Source organism: Rhodococcus sp. USK10 (assembly GCF_019378875.1).
GTDB classification, from domain to species: domain Bacteria; phylum Actinomycetota; class Actinomycetes; order Mycobacteriales; family Mycobacteriaceae; genus Rhodococcus_F; species Rhodococcus_F pseudokoreensis.
Window position 1 is genome coordinate 1,822,574 of sequence record NZ_CP076048.1, and the last position, 15,381, is coordinate 1,837,954.

Here is a 15,381-nt window from a genome sequence, read left to right on the forward strand (position 1 = left end):
AATCGGTGTTCTACGCCACAGTTTCGTGGCGCGGCCCACCATGTACTCGACCCGAGCGGAGCTGTCCACCGTGAGCACTTCAGAACCCGAGGCCACCTCCAACACCACCTCGCCGCACCCGGAGGTCGACGCGGCCCTCGCCGACCTCGCCGAGGGCGAGAAGACCTGGGCCGACCTCTCCCTCACCGACCGCAGGACGCTCCTCGACAAGGTGCACGACCTCACCGTGCAGCATGCCGCCGACTGGGTGGACGCCGCGGTCGCGATCAAGGGCCTGGACCCGCAGTCGCCGCTGGTCGGCGAGGAATGGATGTCGGGGCCGTACCCCCTGGCCACCGGCACCGCGGCACTGTCCGCGAGCCTGGCGAAACTCGACGCCGGCACCAGCCCGCTGGACGGCGCCACGTTCGGCACCGCGCCGGGCGGCCGGACCACCGTCAAGGCGTTGCCCCTGAACATCTTCGACAGGTTGCTGCTCAGCGGATTCAGCGCGGACGTGTGGCTGCAGCCGGGAGTCGATCGTGCGACGGCACAGCGCGACGCCGGACTCGCCCAGCGGGACCCGTCGCGGACGCAGGGCATCGGCGTGGTCCTGGGCGCCGGCAACATCACCTCGATCGCCCCGCTCGACACCCTGTACGAACTGATCGCGCACAACCGCGTCGTCGCCCTCAAGCTCAACCCCGTCACCGACCGCCTGCTGCCCGTGCTGACGCGGGTCCTCGAACCGTTCATCTCGATCGGCGCGGTCCGGTTGCTGACCGGCGGCGCGGACGTCGGAACGTACCTGGTGCACCACGACCTGGTCGACCACGTGCACATGACCGGGAGCGCGCTGACCCACGACGCGATCGTGTTCGGGACCGGCGAGGACGGTGCGCGGCGCAAGGCGGCGAACGACCCCCTCCTCGGCAAGGCCATCTCGAGCGAACTCGGCGGCGTGTCCCCCACCATCGTGCTGCCCGGCGAATGGAGCCGCGCCGACATCAAGTTCCAGGCCGAACACATTGCGACGCAACGGCTGCACAACGGCGGCTACAACTGCGTCGCGGCGCAGGCGGTGGTCGTGTCGTCCGAGTGGAAGCAGCGGGACGAGTTCGTGGCCGCCCTGAAGGAGGCGCTCGACACGGCGCCGGAACGCGCCGCGTACTACCCCGGCAGCGACGCCCGGGTCGCCGGCGCCGTCGCGTCGTTCCCCACCGCGGCCCGCCTCGGCGAGAACGGCGGACGCGTCCTGGTCGCCGATCTCGAGCCCGGCGCCTACGCCCCGCTCCTGCAGACCGAGTACTTCGCGCCGGTGCTCGGCGTGATCGACCTTCCCCACGGCGGCGCCGAGTTCGCGGCCCACGCCGCCGACCTCGTCAACGCGGACTTCGTCGGAACACTCGGGATCAACATCGTCGCGGCGCCGCAGACCATCCACGAGATGGGTGCGGAATTCGACTCGCTGCTCGAGAGCCTCCGCTACGGGACCATCGCAGTCAACGCGTGGACCGGCGTCGGCTACCTCACCGCCACCGCCACCTGGGGAGCCTTCCCCGGCCACACCCTGAACGACGTGCAGAGCGGCATCGGCGTGGTGCACAACGCGCTCCTCATCGACCGGCCGGAACGCACCGTCGTCCGCGGCCCGTTCCGGCCGTCGCCGCGGTCCATCCTGAACCGCGAGATGTCCATCTCGCCCAAACCCCCGTGGTTCGTCACCAACCGAACCGCCGCCACGACTGGCCGATTACTGACAGGATTTGCCGGTGCACCCTCATGGACCCGACTGCCCGCGATCTTCGCGTCCGCGCTGCGTGGGTGAGGGCTGCGAGTCCACGTCCCGTCACCCCCGTCGAAGTGGAGATGAACGATGAATCAGGAACTGTCTGTGGCCGACTACGTGATCGTGGGGTCGGGTTCGGCAGGTGCGGTGCTCGCCGACCGGCTCAGCGCCGACTCCGGCAGCGAGGTCGTGGTCCTCGAGGCCGGCGGTGAGGACAAGGACAAGTTCGCGCACATCCCCGCCGCCTTCTCGAAACTGTTTCGCAGTGAACTGGATTGGGACTACCTGACGGAGCCGCAACCCGGGCTCGGCGGGCGCACGATCTACTGGCCGCGCGGCAAGATGCTCGGCGGCTCGTCGTCGATGAACGCGATGATGTGGGTGCGCGGATTCGCCGCCGACTACGACGAGTGGGCCGAACTCGCCGACGACACGTGGTCGTTCCGGGAAGTGGTCAAATACTTCCGCCGCATCGAGAACGTGCAGGACGCATCGGACGCCGACAGCGGCACGGGCGGACCGATCGTCGTCTCGCACCAGCGGAGCCCCCGCGCCCTCACCGCATCGTTCCTCGCGGCCGCCGAGGAGACCGGCTACCCCGTCGAACGGGCGAACACCACTCGGCCCGAAGGTTTCTCACAGACCATGGTCACGCAGAAACGGGGCGCGCGGTGGAGCACGGCCGACGCCTACCTGCGGCCGGCACTGAAGCGGAAGAACCTGACCGTCCTCACCGGCGCCCAGGCCACCCGGGTGCTGTTCGAGGGCTCCGCCGCCGTCGGCGTCGAGTACGAGAAGGACGGGGTGCGGCGCACCGTCCGCGCCGCGAAGGAAGTGATCCTCGCCGGCGGGGCGATCAACACCCCGCAACTCCTCATGCTGTCGGGCATCGGCGACGAGCGGCAACTGCGGGCGCACGGCATCGCGGTGCAGCAGCACCTGCCGGAAGTCGGGAAGAACCTGCTCGACCACCTGGTGTCGTTCCTCGGCTACCGCGTCGACTCGGACTCGCTGTTCGCAGCGGAGAAGATCCCGGAGCTGCTGAACTACCTGACCCGGCGCCGCGGCATGCTGACGTCGAATGTCGGTGAGGCGTACGGTTTCACGCGCAGCCGGGACGATCTGACGCTGCCCGATCTCGAGATGATCTTCGGGCCGGCGCCGTTCTTCGACGAGGGTCTCATCCCGGCGACCGGGCACGCCGCGGTGATCGGCACCATCCTCGTCAAACCCGAGAGTCGCGGCGAGATCTCGCTGAAGTCGGCGGATCCCGTCGCCAAACCGATCATCGATCCCCGCTATCTCAGCGACAGCGGCGGAGTCGACCGGCGGGCGATGCTCGAGGGACTGCGCCTGTGCGACGCCCTCGCGTCGGCGCCCGCGCTGAAGTCGCGGCTGGGCAATCTGATTCGCCCGGCCGTGGAGCCGAGCACCCCGATCGACGAGATCCTCGAACGGGCACTGCAGGAGAACGCGCACACGCTCTACCACCCGGTCGGGACGTGCCGCATGGGCAACGACGACGCGAGTGTCGTCACACCCGACCTGCGGGTTCGCGGGGTCGACAAACTGCGGGTCGCGGACGCGTCGATCATGCCCGCCATCATCCGCGGGCACACCCACGCACCGTCGGTCCTCATCGGCGAGCGGGCGTCGGATCTGATCCGCAACTCGTAGGGCGCTGCGCGCCCCGTGCGTGGTTTGCGAGTCCAGAGACTCGTCAACCACGCACGGGCGGCGGAGCCGCCTAGTAGCGGCGCGCCGCGTAGAACGGCATCGAATCGAGGGGCGACTGCTTGACGGGCTGCCCGGCGGTGGGCGCGTGGACGACCGTGCCGTTCCCGGCGTAGAGCCCGACGTGCTCCGCCCCGTTGAACAGGACCAGATCACCCGGCTGCAGGCTGCCCTTGCCTACCGGCGATCCCCCGTTCAACTGGTCGTAGGTGGTACGCGGCACCGAGATGCCCGCCTGCTTGTACGCCCACTGCACGAGGCCTGAGCAGTCGAAGGAGTTCGGCCCGGTGGCACCCCAGACGTACGGCGAGCCGATCTTCGACTCGGCGGCGGCGAGAGCCTGCGCACCGTGGGTGGACGGCATCGCCGGCGGGGCCGGGAGCGGTCCCGGCAGGGGCCCGGGGTTCGGAGCCGGAGCGGATGGAACCGGAGGTACGGGCGGTACACCCGGTACCTCGAACGTCCCAATTCCTGGGATGGTGATCGGCTCCGCTGCAGCGGGAGCGACGGGAAGCAGGAACGCTCCCACTCCCACACCGGCGGCGATCAGAAGACCGCCGGTCGAAAACTGCAGACGATTGCCCCGACGCAATCTATGCTTGGCCATTGAGCTGAGTCCTTCAATTTGAGAGTCCGGCGGCATCCGTGCCGTTCGGACGAGACGTTAGATAACATCCCGGTCACGAACTCAGCGAACAACGGCCGAATGGCCCATACACATACCTGTTTTTGCAATACAGGTAGATAACGATTCGATATCGAACCGACCGGTCCGGCACCAAACACCGGAAACAGGTATGCATTCGGGTAAATCGGCCCGTTACCGACGGCATCCCCGTCGTCCACGCTGTGTGCGTGTCACTGACCCAGAACTCAGAACCCGAGATCTTCGGGGAACCCGCAGTTGCGGACGTCACGACCCTCACCGTCGTGGGTGCAGGCGCGCCCGTCGTCTTCCTGCACGGATGGGGACTCACCCCGCAGGTGTACGGCCGCAGCCTCGCGACGCTCGCCCAGCAGGGGCATCGCATCGTCACGCCGACGCTCCCCGGCTTCGGCGGCACCCCCGACCACGCGCCCGAGGACCGCACCTTCGCCGGTTACGCGGCCTGGCTCGGGCGGTTCCTCGACGACGCGGGAATCAGCGAACCGGTCACCCTGGTCGGACACTCCTTCGGCGGCGGCGTCGCCATCCAGGCCGCTCACGACCTTCCGGAGCGGGTCGCGCGCCTGGTCCTGGTCAATTCCGTCGGCGGCGGCGCGTGGTCGTCCGACGGCTGGCACACCCGGCCCATCGGCGAGCGACCACTGTGGGACTGGGGCGCGTCGATGCTGGGCGAGGCGCTGTCGATCCGGTCGATCGCCCACACGACGGCGTCGCTGGTCAACGGTTTCCTGCCCAACACGGTGCGGGATCCGGGGGCGGTCTGGCGCACCGCGCACCTGGCCAGGCGGGCGGACCTGCGCCGGGAACTCGGCGTCCTCGCCGACCGCGGCCTACCGGTGTCCCTCGTCTGGGGTCGCGGCGACCGGATGATCCCGCTCGCCAGTTTCGAGTCGCTGCGGCACGCACTGCGCAATCCGCCGGTCCACACCGTCACCGGCGGTCACGGCTGGCTGATCCACGACCACGCCGCGTTCGCCGACGCCGTCCGCCGGGCACTCCACAGCCCGTGAGTGGCCGGCGAGTGTAGGGACTCGCTAACCACGCACGGGCGGCGAAGCCGCCTACTTCTCGCCGCGGAACGCCGCGCCGGCGATGGACGTGGATTCCTTGCCGTCGGGGCCGACGGGAACGTCGCCCTCGAGGGTGGTGCGGTACAGGACCCGGGTGACATCGAGGTGGTCGAGGTCGGTGGGGGCGAGGTGGGCGGTGGCACGGTTGTCCCAGAACGCGAGGCTGCCCGGCGCCCAGCGGAAGCGCACCGTGTAGGCCGGATTGGTCACCTCGGCGAACAGCAGGTCCAGCAGGCGGTCGCTCTGCGACGGCGAGACGCCGACGATCCGAGCGGTGAACCCGGGGGTGACGAACAGGGCCCGCTCCCCCGTCACCGGGTGAACCCGGACCACCGGGTGTTCGGTGACCAGCGGGTTCTCCCGCGTCTTCTGGGCGTAGCTGCTGTCCTCGGCCCACTGCGGGTGCCGTCCGCCGAACCGGTGCTCGGCGCGGAGGCCGTCGACGAGGCGCTTCAGTGAGTCGGGCAGACCCTCGTAGGCGGCGACGAGGTTGGTCCACTGGGTGTCGCCACCCTGCTCCGGGACGAGGTGCGCGCGCAGGATCGTGCCTGCCGGCGGGTTGATCAGCGCGGTGACGTCGGTGTGCCACTTGTTGTCGTAGCTGTACTTCTTGCGCCCGAACCGCTTCTCGTACTTGCGGCTGTCGACGGCGAGGATCTGCGGGAAGCCCTCGGGTGCTTCGTCGTCGTACGGGTGCGACGGCGTCACGTCACCGAACCTGCGGGAGAACGCGATCTGTTCGGCGTGCCCGATCTCCTGGTCGCGGAAGAACAGCACCTTGTAGCGATGCAGGGCGTCGCGAACCTGTGTTACCTCGTTGTCGGCCAGTTCTTTCCGGAGGTCGAGCCCGGAGATCTCGGCGCCGATGTGCCCGGCGACGGGACGGACCTCGAGCGCGGTGTCGGCGGACCGATCCGAGTCGGTGGGCGCTGCGGTGGTGACGGTCATGGGTACTCCTGGGTTTCGGGCTGAATCGATACGTCGCGATCATCATCGAATCCCGAACCACGTTGCTACAACGATTTTTTCACAATGCGAAAAAGGTTCACCCTGAGTTTTTCCCTACCGGAACGCGGGAAATGCGGTTCCGGCGCCCGCACCGATCCGCGCCGCGACGCCCCGCATCGGCGGCACGATCTCCCGCACGAGATCGTCGGTGAGTCGCCGGCGGAGCGCCTGGACTCCGAGCGCGCCGCGGGGCCGTCCGTCGGCGTCGAGAACGGGAACCGCGACGGCGAGCACGTCCCGGTTCTCGGCGAAGAAGGCTGCGGCGTACCCCCGCCGCCGGACCCGTTCGAGGTCCGAGGGCACCGGCACCGAACTGCCTCGCCGGGCGGACGCCGTGCCGAACGCCAGAATCGCCATGCCCATCGCGCTGGTCTGCAGTGGCTGACGCGCCCCGGGCAGCTGATGCGTGCAGAACCGTTCGGGTGGGCGCGCGGAGAAGACGGTGACCGCGACATCGTCCTTGGCGACGGAGAGCGAGGCGGTCAGTTTCACCCGCGCGGCGAGCGAATACAGGTGCGGGGCGAACGCTTCGGCGTCGTGCCGCCCCAGCGACGGCACGGCGAGGGAGATCAGGCTCGGCCCCACCCGGTAGCAATCGGTGTGCTCGTCGCGTTCGAGCAATCCGCCGCGGACGAGGGCCTGCACGATGCGGTACGCGGTGCTGACGGCCAATCCGGTGCGGGCGGCGAGCGCGCTGACCGTCAGGTCGGTGGCGCCGCCCTCGAAGCAGGCGAGGACCGCGATCGCCCGCTCGACCGCCTGCGACCCCGACCGCGGTGAATTCACCAGGCCTCCTTACCGTCTGGACGCAGTCAGGCCGACTGCACTCGTGTGCCGGGCAGGGACGGTGGCGCTCACCGTCGCATCGATGCTGCCTTTACCTTCTCAGAGCGTCGAGCCTGGGACGAGCATTGCGCTCAGTCTGATTGCGAATCGTGAGCAGTCGAAACATTCCGCTCCACAGCGCCACTGACTTGAGCTCGGTCCAGGTGTCGCATAACGGTGTTCCGCTCACGCTGCGGGGAAGGCTGTACGGCCCCACGGTCGCGACCGTAACGTCGCTCGTGTGGTCACCGTCTGGTTCGCCGCGGGTGCGTTCCTCCTGCACCGTGGGGTTCCGGGCGTCGTCGCGTTGCGGCGGTCCCGGTCGTGGACCGGGGTCGGATGCTCGGTCGTGGACGTACGACCCGTATCCTCCCCCGTCTTCTCAGGAAATATCCCTTGACACCACGACAGCCGACCCTCGAACCGAGAACGGGAGACCCCCGATGAGTGTGATCCAGCGGAGCAGGACCTTCCACGGACTCGCGCTCGTTGAGCACGTGCTCGTCGACGCCATCCGCCGTGGCCGGGTCGACGAACTCGCCGCGTTCGTCGACCGTACCGGGGCGGACTTCGTCCTCGTCGGCGTCGAACGGGTGTCGCGGACGGCTCCCCCGCCCACCGCGGCCCTGTCCCCCAGCGTGTCCGCCGCGGCGCTGATCGCAGCGACGGCCGACGTCGGCGTGTTCGTCACCGCCGTTCCCCACCTCGACCACCCGTACAACCTGGCCCGCCGCCTGGCCTCGCTCGATCACACCAGCCGCGGCCGCGTCGGCTGGCTCACCGGGGTGGAGGACCGGACGGCGCCGGGCAACCTGCTGCGGGAGCACTGGCCGGCCGACACGATCCGTGGACGCCCGGGCGACGCGGGCTTCGCCGATTCCGGCCGCATCGCGTACGCGGACCACAAGGGAATCTTCGACCTCGCCGGCCCCCTCAAGGTTCCTACACCGCCGCAGCAGAAGATTCCCGTCGCGTGGTGGGCGCAGGAGGGTGACGACATCGTCTCCGCCGCCGAGGTTTCCGACATCATCGTGCTGGCCGGCGGCGACGTCGACCGGTACGGCCCGGCCGTGCGTGAGCGCGCCCTGCTGTTCGTCGTCGACGATCCCGACGCCACCGGGGTGGACGGTCACATCGCGACCGTCACCGACCTCGACGCAGGCTTCTCCGCATGGTCGAAGCCGTCCAGGCCCCGCGGGTACCGGCAGCGGTCGCTCCGGGCGACGCTGCGGCTGCCCGATCCGGCGCCTTCCCCAGCCCACCGCCGTCCGGTGTAGCCCGGATAGTGAGCCGTACCTTCTGATCAAGTCGATTGCGCGGAGGGCGCTTCGCGCCCCGTGAGTGGTTAGCGAGTCCAGAGACTCGTTAACCACGCACGGGCGGCGGAGCCGCCTGCGCGGGTGTCCGGACGACGGTGAGGGCGGATTGCCGACGGAGGGTGAAGCCCAGGCTCTCGTACAGCCGGATCGCCGTCGTGTTCGACTGCGCGGCATGCAGGAACGGCGTCTCCCCGCGGGCGCGGATGCCGGCTCCGACGGCGCGGACGAGCCGGGCACCGAATCCGCGGCCCCGGAAACGCTCGTCGGTGCAGACCGCGCTGATCTCGGTCCAGCCGGGCGGGTGCAGCCGCTCTCCCGCCATGGCGACGAGTTCGCCATCGACCCGGAACCCGAGGTAGGTCCCCATTTCGATGGTCCGCGGCAGGTACGGTCCGGGCCGGGTGCGGCCGATCAGACCGAGGATCTCCGGAACATTTTCTGCGCCGAGGACTTCGGTGTCCGGGTCCGGCGCGACGTCCAGCGCGGTGCCGTCCATCTGGACCAGGCCGAACGTGTCCAGGACCTCCCAGCCAGGCGGCGGCGTGTGACCGAATCCGCGGAGCGCGGCCGTCGCCGACGGGCCGAGCAGTGCCGCCAGGTCCGTCCAGTCCTCGTCCACCAGGGTGTCCGGGTGGCCGACGTGCGGCGCGACGTCCGGGTGGTACCGCGCCATCCTGCCCGCCCACCGGGCGAAGTGCGCGTGCTCGCCGCGCAGGGATTCACGAATCGCGTCGTCCAGAGGATGGACGTCCGTCTCGGCCGGGGCCGTCAATTCCGTGGTCATCGCACTCGGTTACGACGCGACGGTGCGGAGCCAGCGGAACCGGCTGCGGTGGAACACGATCGGTTCGATCTCCGATTGCACCCGCAGCTCGTTGATCCGCAGGACCACGATCGCGTGATCGCCCGCGGGCACCTGCTGGGTGACGGTGGTGTCGAGCCACACCGACGCGCCGTCGATGAACAACGCACCGCCGTCGGTGGTCTCGGTGTCGAGGCCGGCGAACCGGTCACCGGTCTTCGCGGCGAGGACCCGGGCGGCCGCGTCGTGCGCCTCCCCGAGGACGCTGATCCCGACATGCTCGAGGTCCGCGAGCTTCGGCCACGTCGTGGACGTGTTCTGCACGCAGAACGCGACCAGCGGCGGCTCCAGCGACACGGGAACGAACGTGCTCGCCGCCATCCCGATGCGCTCACCGTCGACCTCGGCGCAGACGGCGACGACACCGCTCGGGAAATGCCCGAACGCCTCCCGCAGCGAAGCCTTGTCCACCGTGCCGTCAGCCTGTGTCATGAGAGTTCCGTCCGTGTCCGGGCCGCCGCGGTGAGGATCGAACCCCACCGCTCGGCGTAGTCGGCGATGCGTGTGTCGGTCGTGTACGCGGTATCGATGAGGTAAAGGCCCGGCGCGGGGGCCGTCGCGCCCAGTTCGACGAGCACCGGCTTGAGCAGCAGGTCCGGTGCCATGGCGTGCGCGGGCCCGGCCCCGAGCATCAGCGGCACCACCACGACGTCCTTCAGTCCGTCGCCGGTCGCGAACTGGTCGAGGAACAGTTTCAGCACGCCCGTGTACGACGCCTTGAACGTGGGGCTGGCGAACACCACGAGATCCGACGACGCGACGGTCTCCACCGCCGCAGCGACCTTCTCGTCGCCCCACCCGAGCAGTCCCGGGCCGAGCTCGATCACGTCGACCGTGGAATCCACGGCGGCGCCCGTGACAGCGGCCGCGACCAGACCGGCCGCGTCCAGCGTCCGTGAACCGGGCTTGGGGTTGCCGGCCACTACCGTTACCTTCATTGCTTCATCACCTCTCGCATGCGTACCCCGCCACCCTAGAGCACTCTGCGGTCGCGGTCGAATAATGCAGGGCAGGAACACAAGTCGGCAGAGCCGTATTCGAATCACACCGATCGAAACCATTCCCCGCGACGACGGAACGGGCTAGGTTGTCAGCGGCCACACTCCGTGGTCAGTCGATCGATCGTGGGAGATCTTCGAGGACAAGGCGAAGGACGCGGGCATCACGCTCGACGTCGTGAACTTCTCCGACTACTCGCAGCCGAACATCGCCCTGTCGCAGGGTCAGATCGACGCCAACCACTTCCAGCACCTGGAGTTCCTCGGCGAGTACAACACCGGCGCCGACGACGACCTCACCCCGATCGGCGCCACCCAGATCGTGCCCCTCGGCCTGTACTCGCAGAAGCACCAGAGCCGGGCCGACATTCCCCGGGGCGGGGAGATCACCATCCCCAACGACCCCAGCAACCAGGCCCGGGCCCTGTTCGTGCTGAAGGGCGCAGGCCTGCTCACGCTGACCGGCGACAACCCGTCCCCCACCCCGGCCGACATCGACGCGAACGCGTCCAAGGTGAAGGTGACCCCCGTCGACGCCGCTCAGACGGCGCTGTCGCTCGCCTCCGTCGACGGCGCGATCGTCAACAACACGTTCCTCGAGCGTTCGGGCATCGACCCCGCATCGGCTCTCTACAAGGACGACCCGTCGAGCCCCGCCGCCGAGCCGTACATCAACACGTTCGTCACCCGCGCGGAGGACAAGGACAACGCGACGTACCTCGAACTCGTGAAGATCTGGCACGACCCCGAGATCCAGGCCGCCGTGCGGGAGGAGTCGAAGGGAACGTCCGTCGAGGTCGAGCGCGACGGTGCCCAGCTCGAGCAGATCCTGTCGCGGGTCGAAGAGGGATTTCGTTCGGCGAAGTAGATGGCACCGATCGTCCGATTCGAATCCGTCACCAAGACCTTCCAAGCCGGAAAGCAGACCCACACCGCCGTCGACGACGTCGATCTCACCATCGAACGAGGTGAGATCTTCGGCGTCATCGGCTACTCGGGCGCCGGGAAGAGCACGCTGGTCCGGCTGATCAACGGCCTGGAACGACCCACCGGTGGGCGCATCGTCGTCGACGACGTCGACATCACCGCGCTGCCGGAATCGAAACTCCGGCACGTGCGCGCGAAGATCGGCATGATCTTCCAGCAGTTCAACCTGTTCCGCTCCCGCACCGTCGCCGGGAACGTGGCCTACCCTCTCGTCGTGGCGGGCTGGCCGCGGCAGAAGCGCCGCGAACGCGTCGCCGAACTGCTCGCGTTCGTCGGCCTGTCCGACAAGGCGCGGGCCTACCCCGACCAGCTGTCCGTCGGGCAGAAGCAGCGAGTCGGGATCGCCCGGGCGCTCGCGACGTCGCCGGACCTGCTGCTCGCCGACGAGTCCACCAGCGCCCTGGACCCGGAGACCACGCGGGACGTCCTCCGCCTACTCCGCAAGGTCAACCGGGAACTCGGCGTCACGATCGTGGTGATCACGCACGAAATGGACGTCGTGCGGACCGTCGCCGATCGCGTCGCCGTCCTCGCGGAGGGCCGCGTCGTGGAACTCGGCACCGTGTTCGACGTCTTCTCGGAACCGCAGACGCCGGCGTCGAAGAGTTTCGTCAGCACGATCCTGCGCAACCGCCCCGACGCCGCCGACCTGGGCCGGCTCCGCGCACGCTTCGGCGGCCGGATCGTCACCGCCGACGTGCGGGACGGCAGCCGCATCGGCGACGTCCTCTCCGACGCCGGCGGGCACGGCGTCCGCTTCGAGATCGTCTACGGCGGCATCACCACCCTGCAGGACCGCTCGTTCGGCAGTCTCACGCTCGAACTCGTCGGCCCGGACGACGGCGTCGGCGACGTGATCCGCCGGTTGCGGGCCGTCACCGACGTCGAGGAAGTACCGGCATGACCACGAACTGGGACAAACTGCGCCCCGTGCTGTTCGAATCCATCGGCACCACCATCTACATGGTGCTGATCACACTGGTGGTCGGCGGGCTGATCGGGCTCGTGGTGGGCACGCTGCTGTACGCCACCCGGAAGGGCGGGATCCTCCAGAACACGGTCGCCCACACGGTGCTGAACGTCCTGGTGAACATCGTGCGGCCGATTCCGTTCATCATCCTGCTCGCCGCGCTGGGGCCCGTCACCCTCGCCGTCGTCGGCCGGACCATCGGCACCGAGGCGGCGATCTTCGTGATGATCATCGCGTCGTCGTTCGCCATCGCCCGCATCGTGGAACAGAACCTGGTGACCGTCGATCCCGGGGTGATCGAGGCGGCCCGCGCGATGGGTGCCGGTCCCCTGCGGATCATCGTCACCCTGCTGATCCCGGAAGCCCTGGGCCCGCTGATCCTCGGCTATACGTTCGTCTTCATCGGCATCGTCGACATGTCCGCGATGGCGGGCACCATCGGCGGCGGCGGGCTCGGCGACTTCGCGCTCGTCTACGGCTACCAGCGCTTCGACTGGCAGGTGACCCTCGTCGCCACACTCGTCATCATCCTGCTCGTCCAGGCCTCCCAGTTCTTCGGCAACTGGGAGGCGCGAAAGGCGTTGCGCCGCTAGCCCCCGTGAGTACTTGTTAACCGCCGGCGGTTAACAAGTACTCACGGGAGGCGGAGCCTCAACTCCCGGCGACGCTCACGAGTCACGGCGCCACCACTCAACTTGGGCGCCGATCCGACGAGGAGCGCGGTGTAGGGGTGCTGAGGATCGGAGATCACCTGGTAGGTCGGTCCGTCCTCGACGATGTTGCCGCGGTACAGCACGACGATCCGGTCGACCAGCGCGGCAACGGCTCCCAGGTCGTGGGAGATGAACAGCTGAGCGAGTTGCCGCGAATGCCCGAGTTCGGTGAGCAGTTTCAGGATCTGGATGCGGTTGACCGAGTCGAGGGCGCTCACCGGTTCGTCGAGCAGCAGCAGCGCCGGATCCAGCACCAGGGCCCGTGCGATCGCGATCCGCTGACGCTGCCCACCCGACAGTTCCGCGGGGATCCGGACCGCGATGCCGGCGTCGAGTCCGACACTGCTCAGCACCGCCGCGACCTTCGACCGCACGACGTCGCGGTCCAGCCCGCCGCGCACGATCAGCCCCTCGGCGATCGACTCGCCCACCGGAATGTCCGGGTCGAGGCTCAGCAGCGGGTCCTGGAACACGTACTGGACGGTCCCCGTCCGCCGGTGCGCCCGGCGTTGCGCGGCGGGCAGGTCGTCGACGCGCTGGTCACCGATCTCGATCGATCCGGCCGTCGGGGTGATCAGCCCGAGAACCGTGCGGGCCAGTGTCGTTTTCCCGGAGCCGCTTTCGCCGATCAGACCGACCTTCTCGCCGGCGTCGATCGTCAGGTCGACGCAGTGCAGAATTTGCTTGCGGGCACCGCGGGGCCCCCGCTCCACCCGGACATCGGTCATGCGCAGCAACGGCTCAGACACGAGCGGCCTCCTGCCCGGTGAACGACTCGAGGCCGTATTCGCGATGGTTGTCGACGAGTTGGCGGGTGTACTCGTGCCGCGGCGCGGTGAGCAGGTCCTCTGCTCGCCCGGACTCGACGACGGCGCCGTCCCGCATCACGATCACGCTATCGCAGACCTGAGCGACGACGGCCAGGTCGTGCGAGACCAGGACGAGGGCGAGGCCCAGTTCTTCGCGCAGGTCCTCGAGCAGGTCGAGGACCTCGGCTTGAACGGTGACGTCCAGGGCGGTGGTCGCCTCGTCCGCGATCAGGAGTTCCGGTTCCGCGGACACCGCGATCGCGATGAGCACCCGCTGAAGCATTCCCCCGGACAATTCGTGCGGGTACTGGCGGTACACGGTGTCCGCGTCGGTCAGCCCCATCTTCCGGAACAGTTCGAGCCCGCGCCGCCGGGCGTCGGCGCGGGACAGCCCGAGTGTGGACCGGAGTGCCTCGGCGAGTTGTTCGCCCACGCGGATGGACGGGTTCAGGTAGGACGCCGGGTCCTGGAACACGGCGGCGACGCGGGTGCCGCGCAGGGGTCGCCACTGTTTGCGCCCGAGGTCGGTGAGTTCGATGCCGTCGAAGTCGATCGAGCCTGCGGTGACGTCGATTCCGCCGGGCAGGATTCCGAGGATGGCGCGGCAGGTCAGCGATTTTCCGCTTCCCGATTCGCCGACGATCCCGAGCGCTTCCCCGGGTGCGAGGGAGAAGTCGACGCCGCGGACCAGTTCGGTTCCGTCGTCGAGGGCGATCCGTAGATCGCTGACGGTGAGCACCGGCCTGCGGGGGCGCGTGGTCTCCCGCGCCGAAGTGGCATCGATTGTGTCAGTGGACATCCGAGGTGACCTCCTCTTTCCTGGGGGCGCGTCGTGTGGGTCGGCCGGTCGCGTCCCGCAGTGCGTCGGCGATGGCATTGAGCGCCCACACGGTCGCCACGATCAGCAGCGCGGGGACGACGGGACCGAACGGAACCTGGTAGAGGTACTGCAATCCGCTGGCGAGGAGTCCGCCCCAGGTGGGGTCCGGCGGGACGACGCCGATCCCGAGGAAGGTCAGCGAAGACACGATGACGAGGCTGGCCCCGGTCATCGCGGCGAACGTCACCCCGACCGCGGGCAGCACCTTGCGCACCGCGTGACGGCGGATGATCCAGGACGTGTCGGCGCCCATCAGTTCGGCGGCCTCGACGAACTGGGAGTTGGCCACGGTCAGCGCCGCGGCGCGCGTGACCCGGTAGAACGCGGGCGCGATGAGGATGCCGACGGCGAACATCGCCTGCGCGAGTCCGTTTCCGAGCAGCGCGGTCATCGCGACGGCGAACACGAGGAACGGCAGCGTGATGAGAGCATCCATCAGCCGGAGCGTGAACCATTCCACGCTGCGCCCGAGATACACCGACAGGAAGCCCGGGATCACGCCGAGGAGGAATCCGACCACGACGCATTGCAGCGCGGACAGCACCGACACGGTCGAACCGGCCAGCAACCGGCTGAACACGTCCCGCCCGACGTTGTCCGTGCCGAGCCAATGAGTTCCACTCGGGCCCTGCAGGATTGCCGCCGTGTCCTGCGCGAGCGGGTCGAACGGCGCGAGAACGGGCCCGAAGACCGCGAGCACCACGATCAGCCCGAGGACGATCACCGCGGCGCGAGCAGAGTGATAGCGCAGAATTGCTGTGAGCATGGGAT

General features: G+C 68.9%; 15 protein-coding genes and 1 pseudogene. 7 read left to right on the forward strand and 9 right to left on the reverse strand.

Annotated elements, in window-relative coordinates:
- The first annotated feature begins 70 nt into the window (after positions 1-70).
- Both I1A62_RS15455 and I1A62_RS15460 read left to right on the forward strand, forming a co-directional pair.
- Complete coding sequence (locus tag I1A62_RS15455) at positions 71-1,807, forward strand: aldehyde dehydrogenase family protein (protein WP_124389709.1); 1,737 nt, start codon at positions 71-73, stop codon at positions 1,805-1,807.
- Between the two features lie 48 nt (positions 1,808-1,855).
- Positions 1,856-3,445, forward strand: coding sequence for a GMC family oxidoreductase (locus tag I1A62_RS15460; RefSeq protein WP_124389710.1), 1,590 nt, complete (start codon positions 1,856-1,858; stop codon positions 3,443-3,445).
- A 70-nt stretch (positions 3,446-3,515) separates the two neighbouring features.
- Here the strand turns inward: I1A62_RS15460 and I1A62_RS15465 are convergent, their stop codons facing one another.
- Positions 3,516-4,109, reverse strand: coding sequence for a C40 family peptidase (locus tag I1A62_RS15465; protein ID WP_124389711.1), 594 nt, complete (start codon positions 4,107-4,109; stop codon positions 3,516-3,518).
- 242 nt (positions 4,110-4,351) lie between these two features.
- On the opposite strand from I1A62_RS15465, the gene I1A62_RS15470 reads away from it, so the two are divergent.
- Positions 4,352-5,179: an alpha/beta fold hydrolase gene (locus tag I1A62_RS15470; protein ID WP_192581709.1), complete on the forward strand. Its 828-nt coding sequence runs from the start codon at positions 4,352-4,354 to the stop codon at positions 5,177-5,179.
- A gap of 51 nt (positions 5,180-5,230) precedes the next feature.
- Here the strand turns inward: I1A62_RS15470 and I1A62_RS15475 are convergent, their stop codons facing one another.
- Both I1A62_RS15475 and I1A62_RS15480 read right to left on the reverse strand, forming a co-directional pair.
- On the reverse strand, positions 5,231-6,187 hold the full coding sequence (locus I1A62_RS15475) for a TauD/TfdA family dioxygenase (RefSeq protein ID WP_124389713.1): 957 nt from the start codon (positions 6,185-6,187) through the stop codon (positions 5,231-5,233).
- Between the two features lie 114 nt (positions 6,188-6,301).
- Complete coding sequence (locus I1A62_RS15480) at positions 6,302-7,033, reverse strand: IclR family transcriptional regulator (RefSeq protein ID WP_124389714.1); 732 nt, start codon at positions 7,031-7,033, stop codon at positions 6,302-6,304.
- 482 nt (positions 7,034-7,515) lie between these two features.
- On the opposite strand from I1A62_RS15480, the gene I1A62_RS15485 reads away from it, so the two are divergent.
- On the forward strand, positions 7,516-8,349 hold the full coding sequence (locus I1A62_RS15485) for an LLM class flavin-dependent oxidoreductase (RefSeq protein ID WP_219459064.1): 834 nt from the start codon (positions 7,516-7,518) through the stop codon (positions 8,347-8,349).
- Positions 8,350-8,437: 88 nt separating this feature from the next.
- Here I1A62_RS15485 and I1A62_RS15490 read toward each other — a convergent pair whose 3' ends face one another.
- The 3 genes from I1A62_RS15490 to I1A62_RS15500 are packed head-to-tail and all read right to left on the reverse strand — an operon-like array spanning position 8,438 to position 10,191.
- A complete protein-coding gene (locus I1A62_RS15490) occupies positions 8,438-9,175 on the reverse strand; it encodes a GNAT family N-acetyltransferase (protein WP_219459065.1) in 738 nt (245 codons plus the stop codon).
- 9 nt (positions 9,176-9,184) lie between these two features.
- Positions 9,185-9,685 (reverse strand): flavin reductase family protein, encoded by a 501-nt coding sequence (locus tag I1A62_RS15495; RefSeq protein ID WP_124389724.1) that lies wholly within the window; start codon positions 9,683-9,685, stop codon positions 9,185-9,187.
- Positions 9,682-10,191, reverse strand: coding sequence for an NADPH-dependent FMN reductase (locus tag I1A62_RS15500; protein ID WP_072944117.1), 510 nt, complete (start codon positions 10,189-10,191; stop codon positions 9,682-9,684). The genes I1A62_RS15495 and I1A62_RS15500 overlap by 4 nt, the downstream gene beginning before the upstream one ends.
- Before the next feature lie 184 nt (positions 10,192-10,375).
- On the opposite strand from I1A62_RS15500, the pseudogene I1A62_RS15505 reads away from it, so the two are divergent.
- The 3 genes and pseudogenes from I1A62_RS15505 to I1A62_RS15515 all read left to right on the forward strand — a co-directional run.
- Positions 10,376-11,119: pseudogene (locus tag I1A62_RS15505) on the forward strand (MetQ/NlpA family ABC transporter substrate-binding protein); the annotation flags it as partial.
- Complete coding sequence (locus I1A62_RS15510; protein WP_219459066.1) at positions 11,120-12,142, forward strand: methionine ABC transporter ATP-binding protein; 1,023 nt, start codon at positions 11,120-11,122, stop codon at positions 12,140-12,142.
- Positions 12,139-12,801, forward strand: a complete 663-nt coding sequence (locus tag I1A62_RS15515; RefSeq protein WP_219459067.1) for a methionine ABC transporter permease — start codon at positions 12,139-12,141, stop codon at positions 12,799-12,801. The genes I1A62_RS15510 and I1A62_RS15515 overlap by 4 nt, the downstream gene beginning before the upstream one ends.
- Positions 12,802-12,842: 41 nt before the next feature.
- On the opposite strand, the gene I1A62_RS15520 is transcribed toward I1A62_RS15515, so the two are convergent.
- Genes I1A62_RS15520 through I1A62_RS15530 form a run of 3 tightly spaced genes read right to left on the reverse strand, consistent with a single transcriptional unit; the run spans position 12,843 to position 15,376 of the window.
- Positions 12,843-13,670 (reverse strand): ABC transporter ATP-binding protein, encoded by an 828-nt coding sequence (locus tag I1A62_RS15520; protein ID WP_219459068.1) that lies wholly within the window; start codon positions 13,668-13,670, stop codon positions 12,843-12,845.
- Positions 13,663-14,529, reverse strand: a complete 867-nt coding sequence (locus tag I1A62_RS15525) for an ABC transporter ATP-binding protein (protein ID WP_219459069.1) — start codon at positions 14,527-14,529, stop codon at positions 13,663-13,665. The genes I1A62_RS15520 and I1A62_RS15525 overlap by 8 nt, the downstream gene beginning before the upstream one ends.
- Positions 14,519-15,376 (reverse strand): ABC transporter permease, encoded by an 858-nt coding sequence (locus tag I1A62_RS15530; protein WP_219459070.1) that lies wholly within the window; start codon positions 15,374-15,376, stop codon positions 14,519-14,521. The genes I1A62_RS15525 and I1A62_RS15530 overlap by 11 nt, the downstream gene beginning before the upstream one ends.
- Positions 15,377-15,381: the final 5 nt, after the last annotated feature.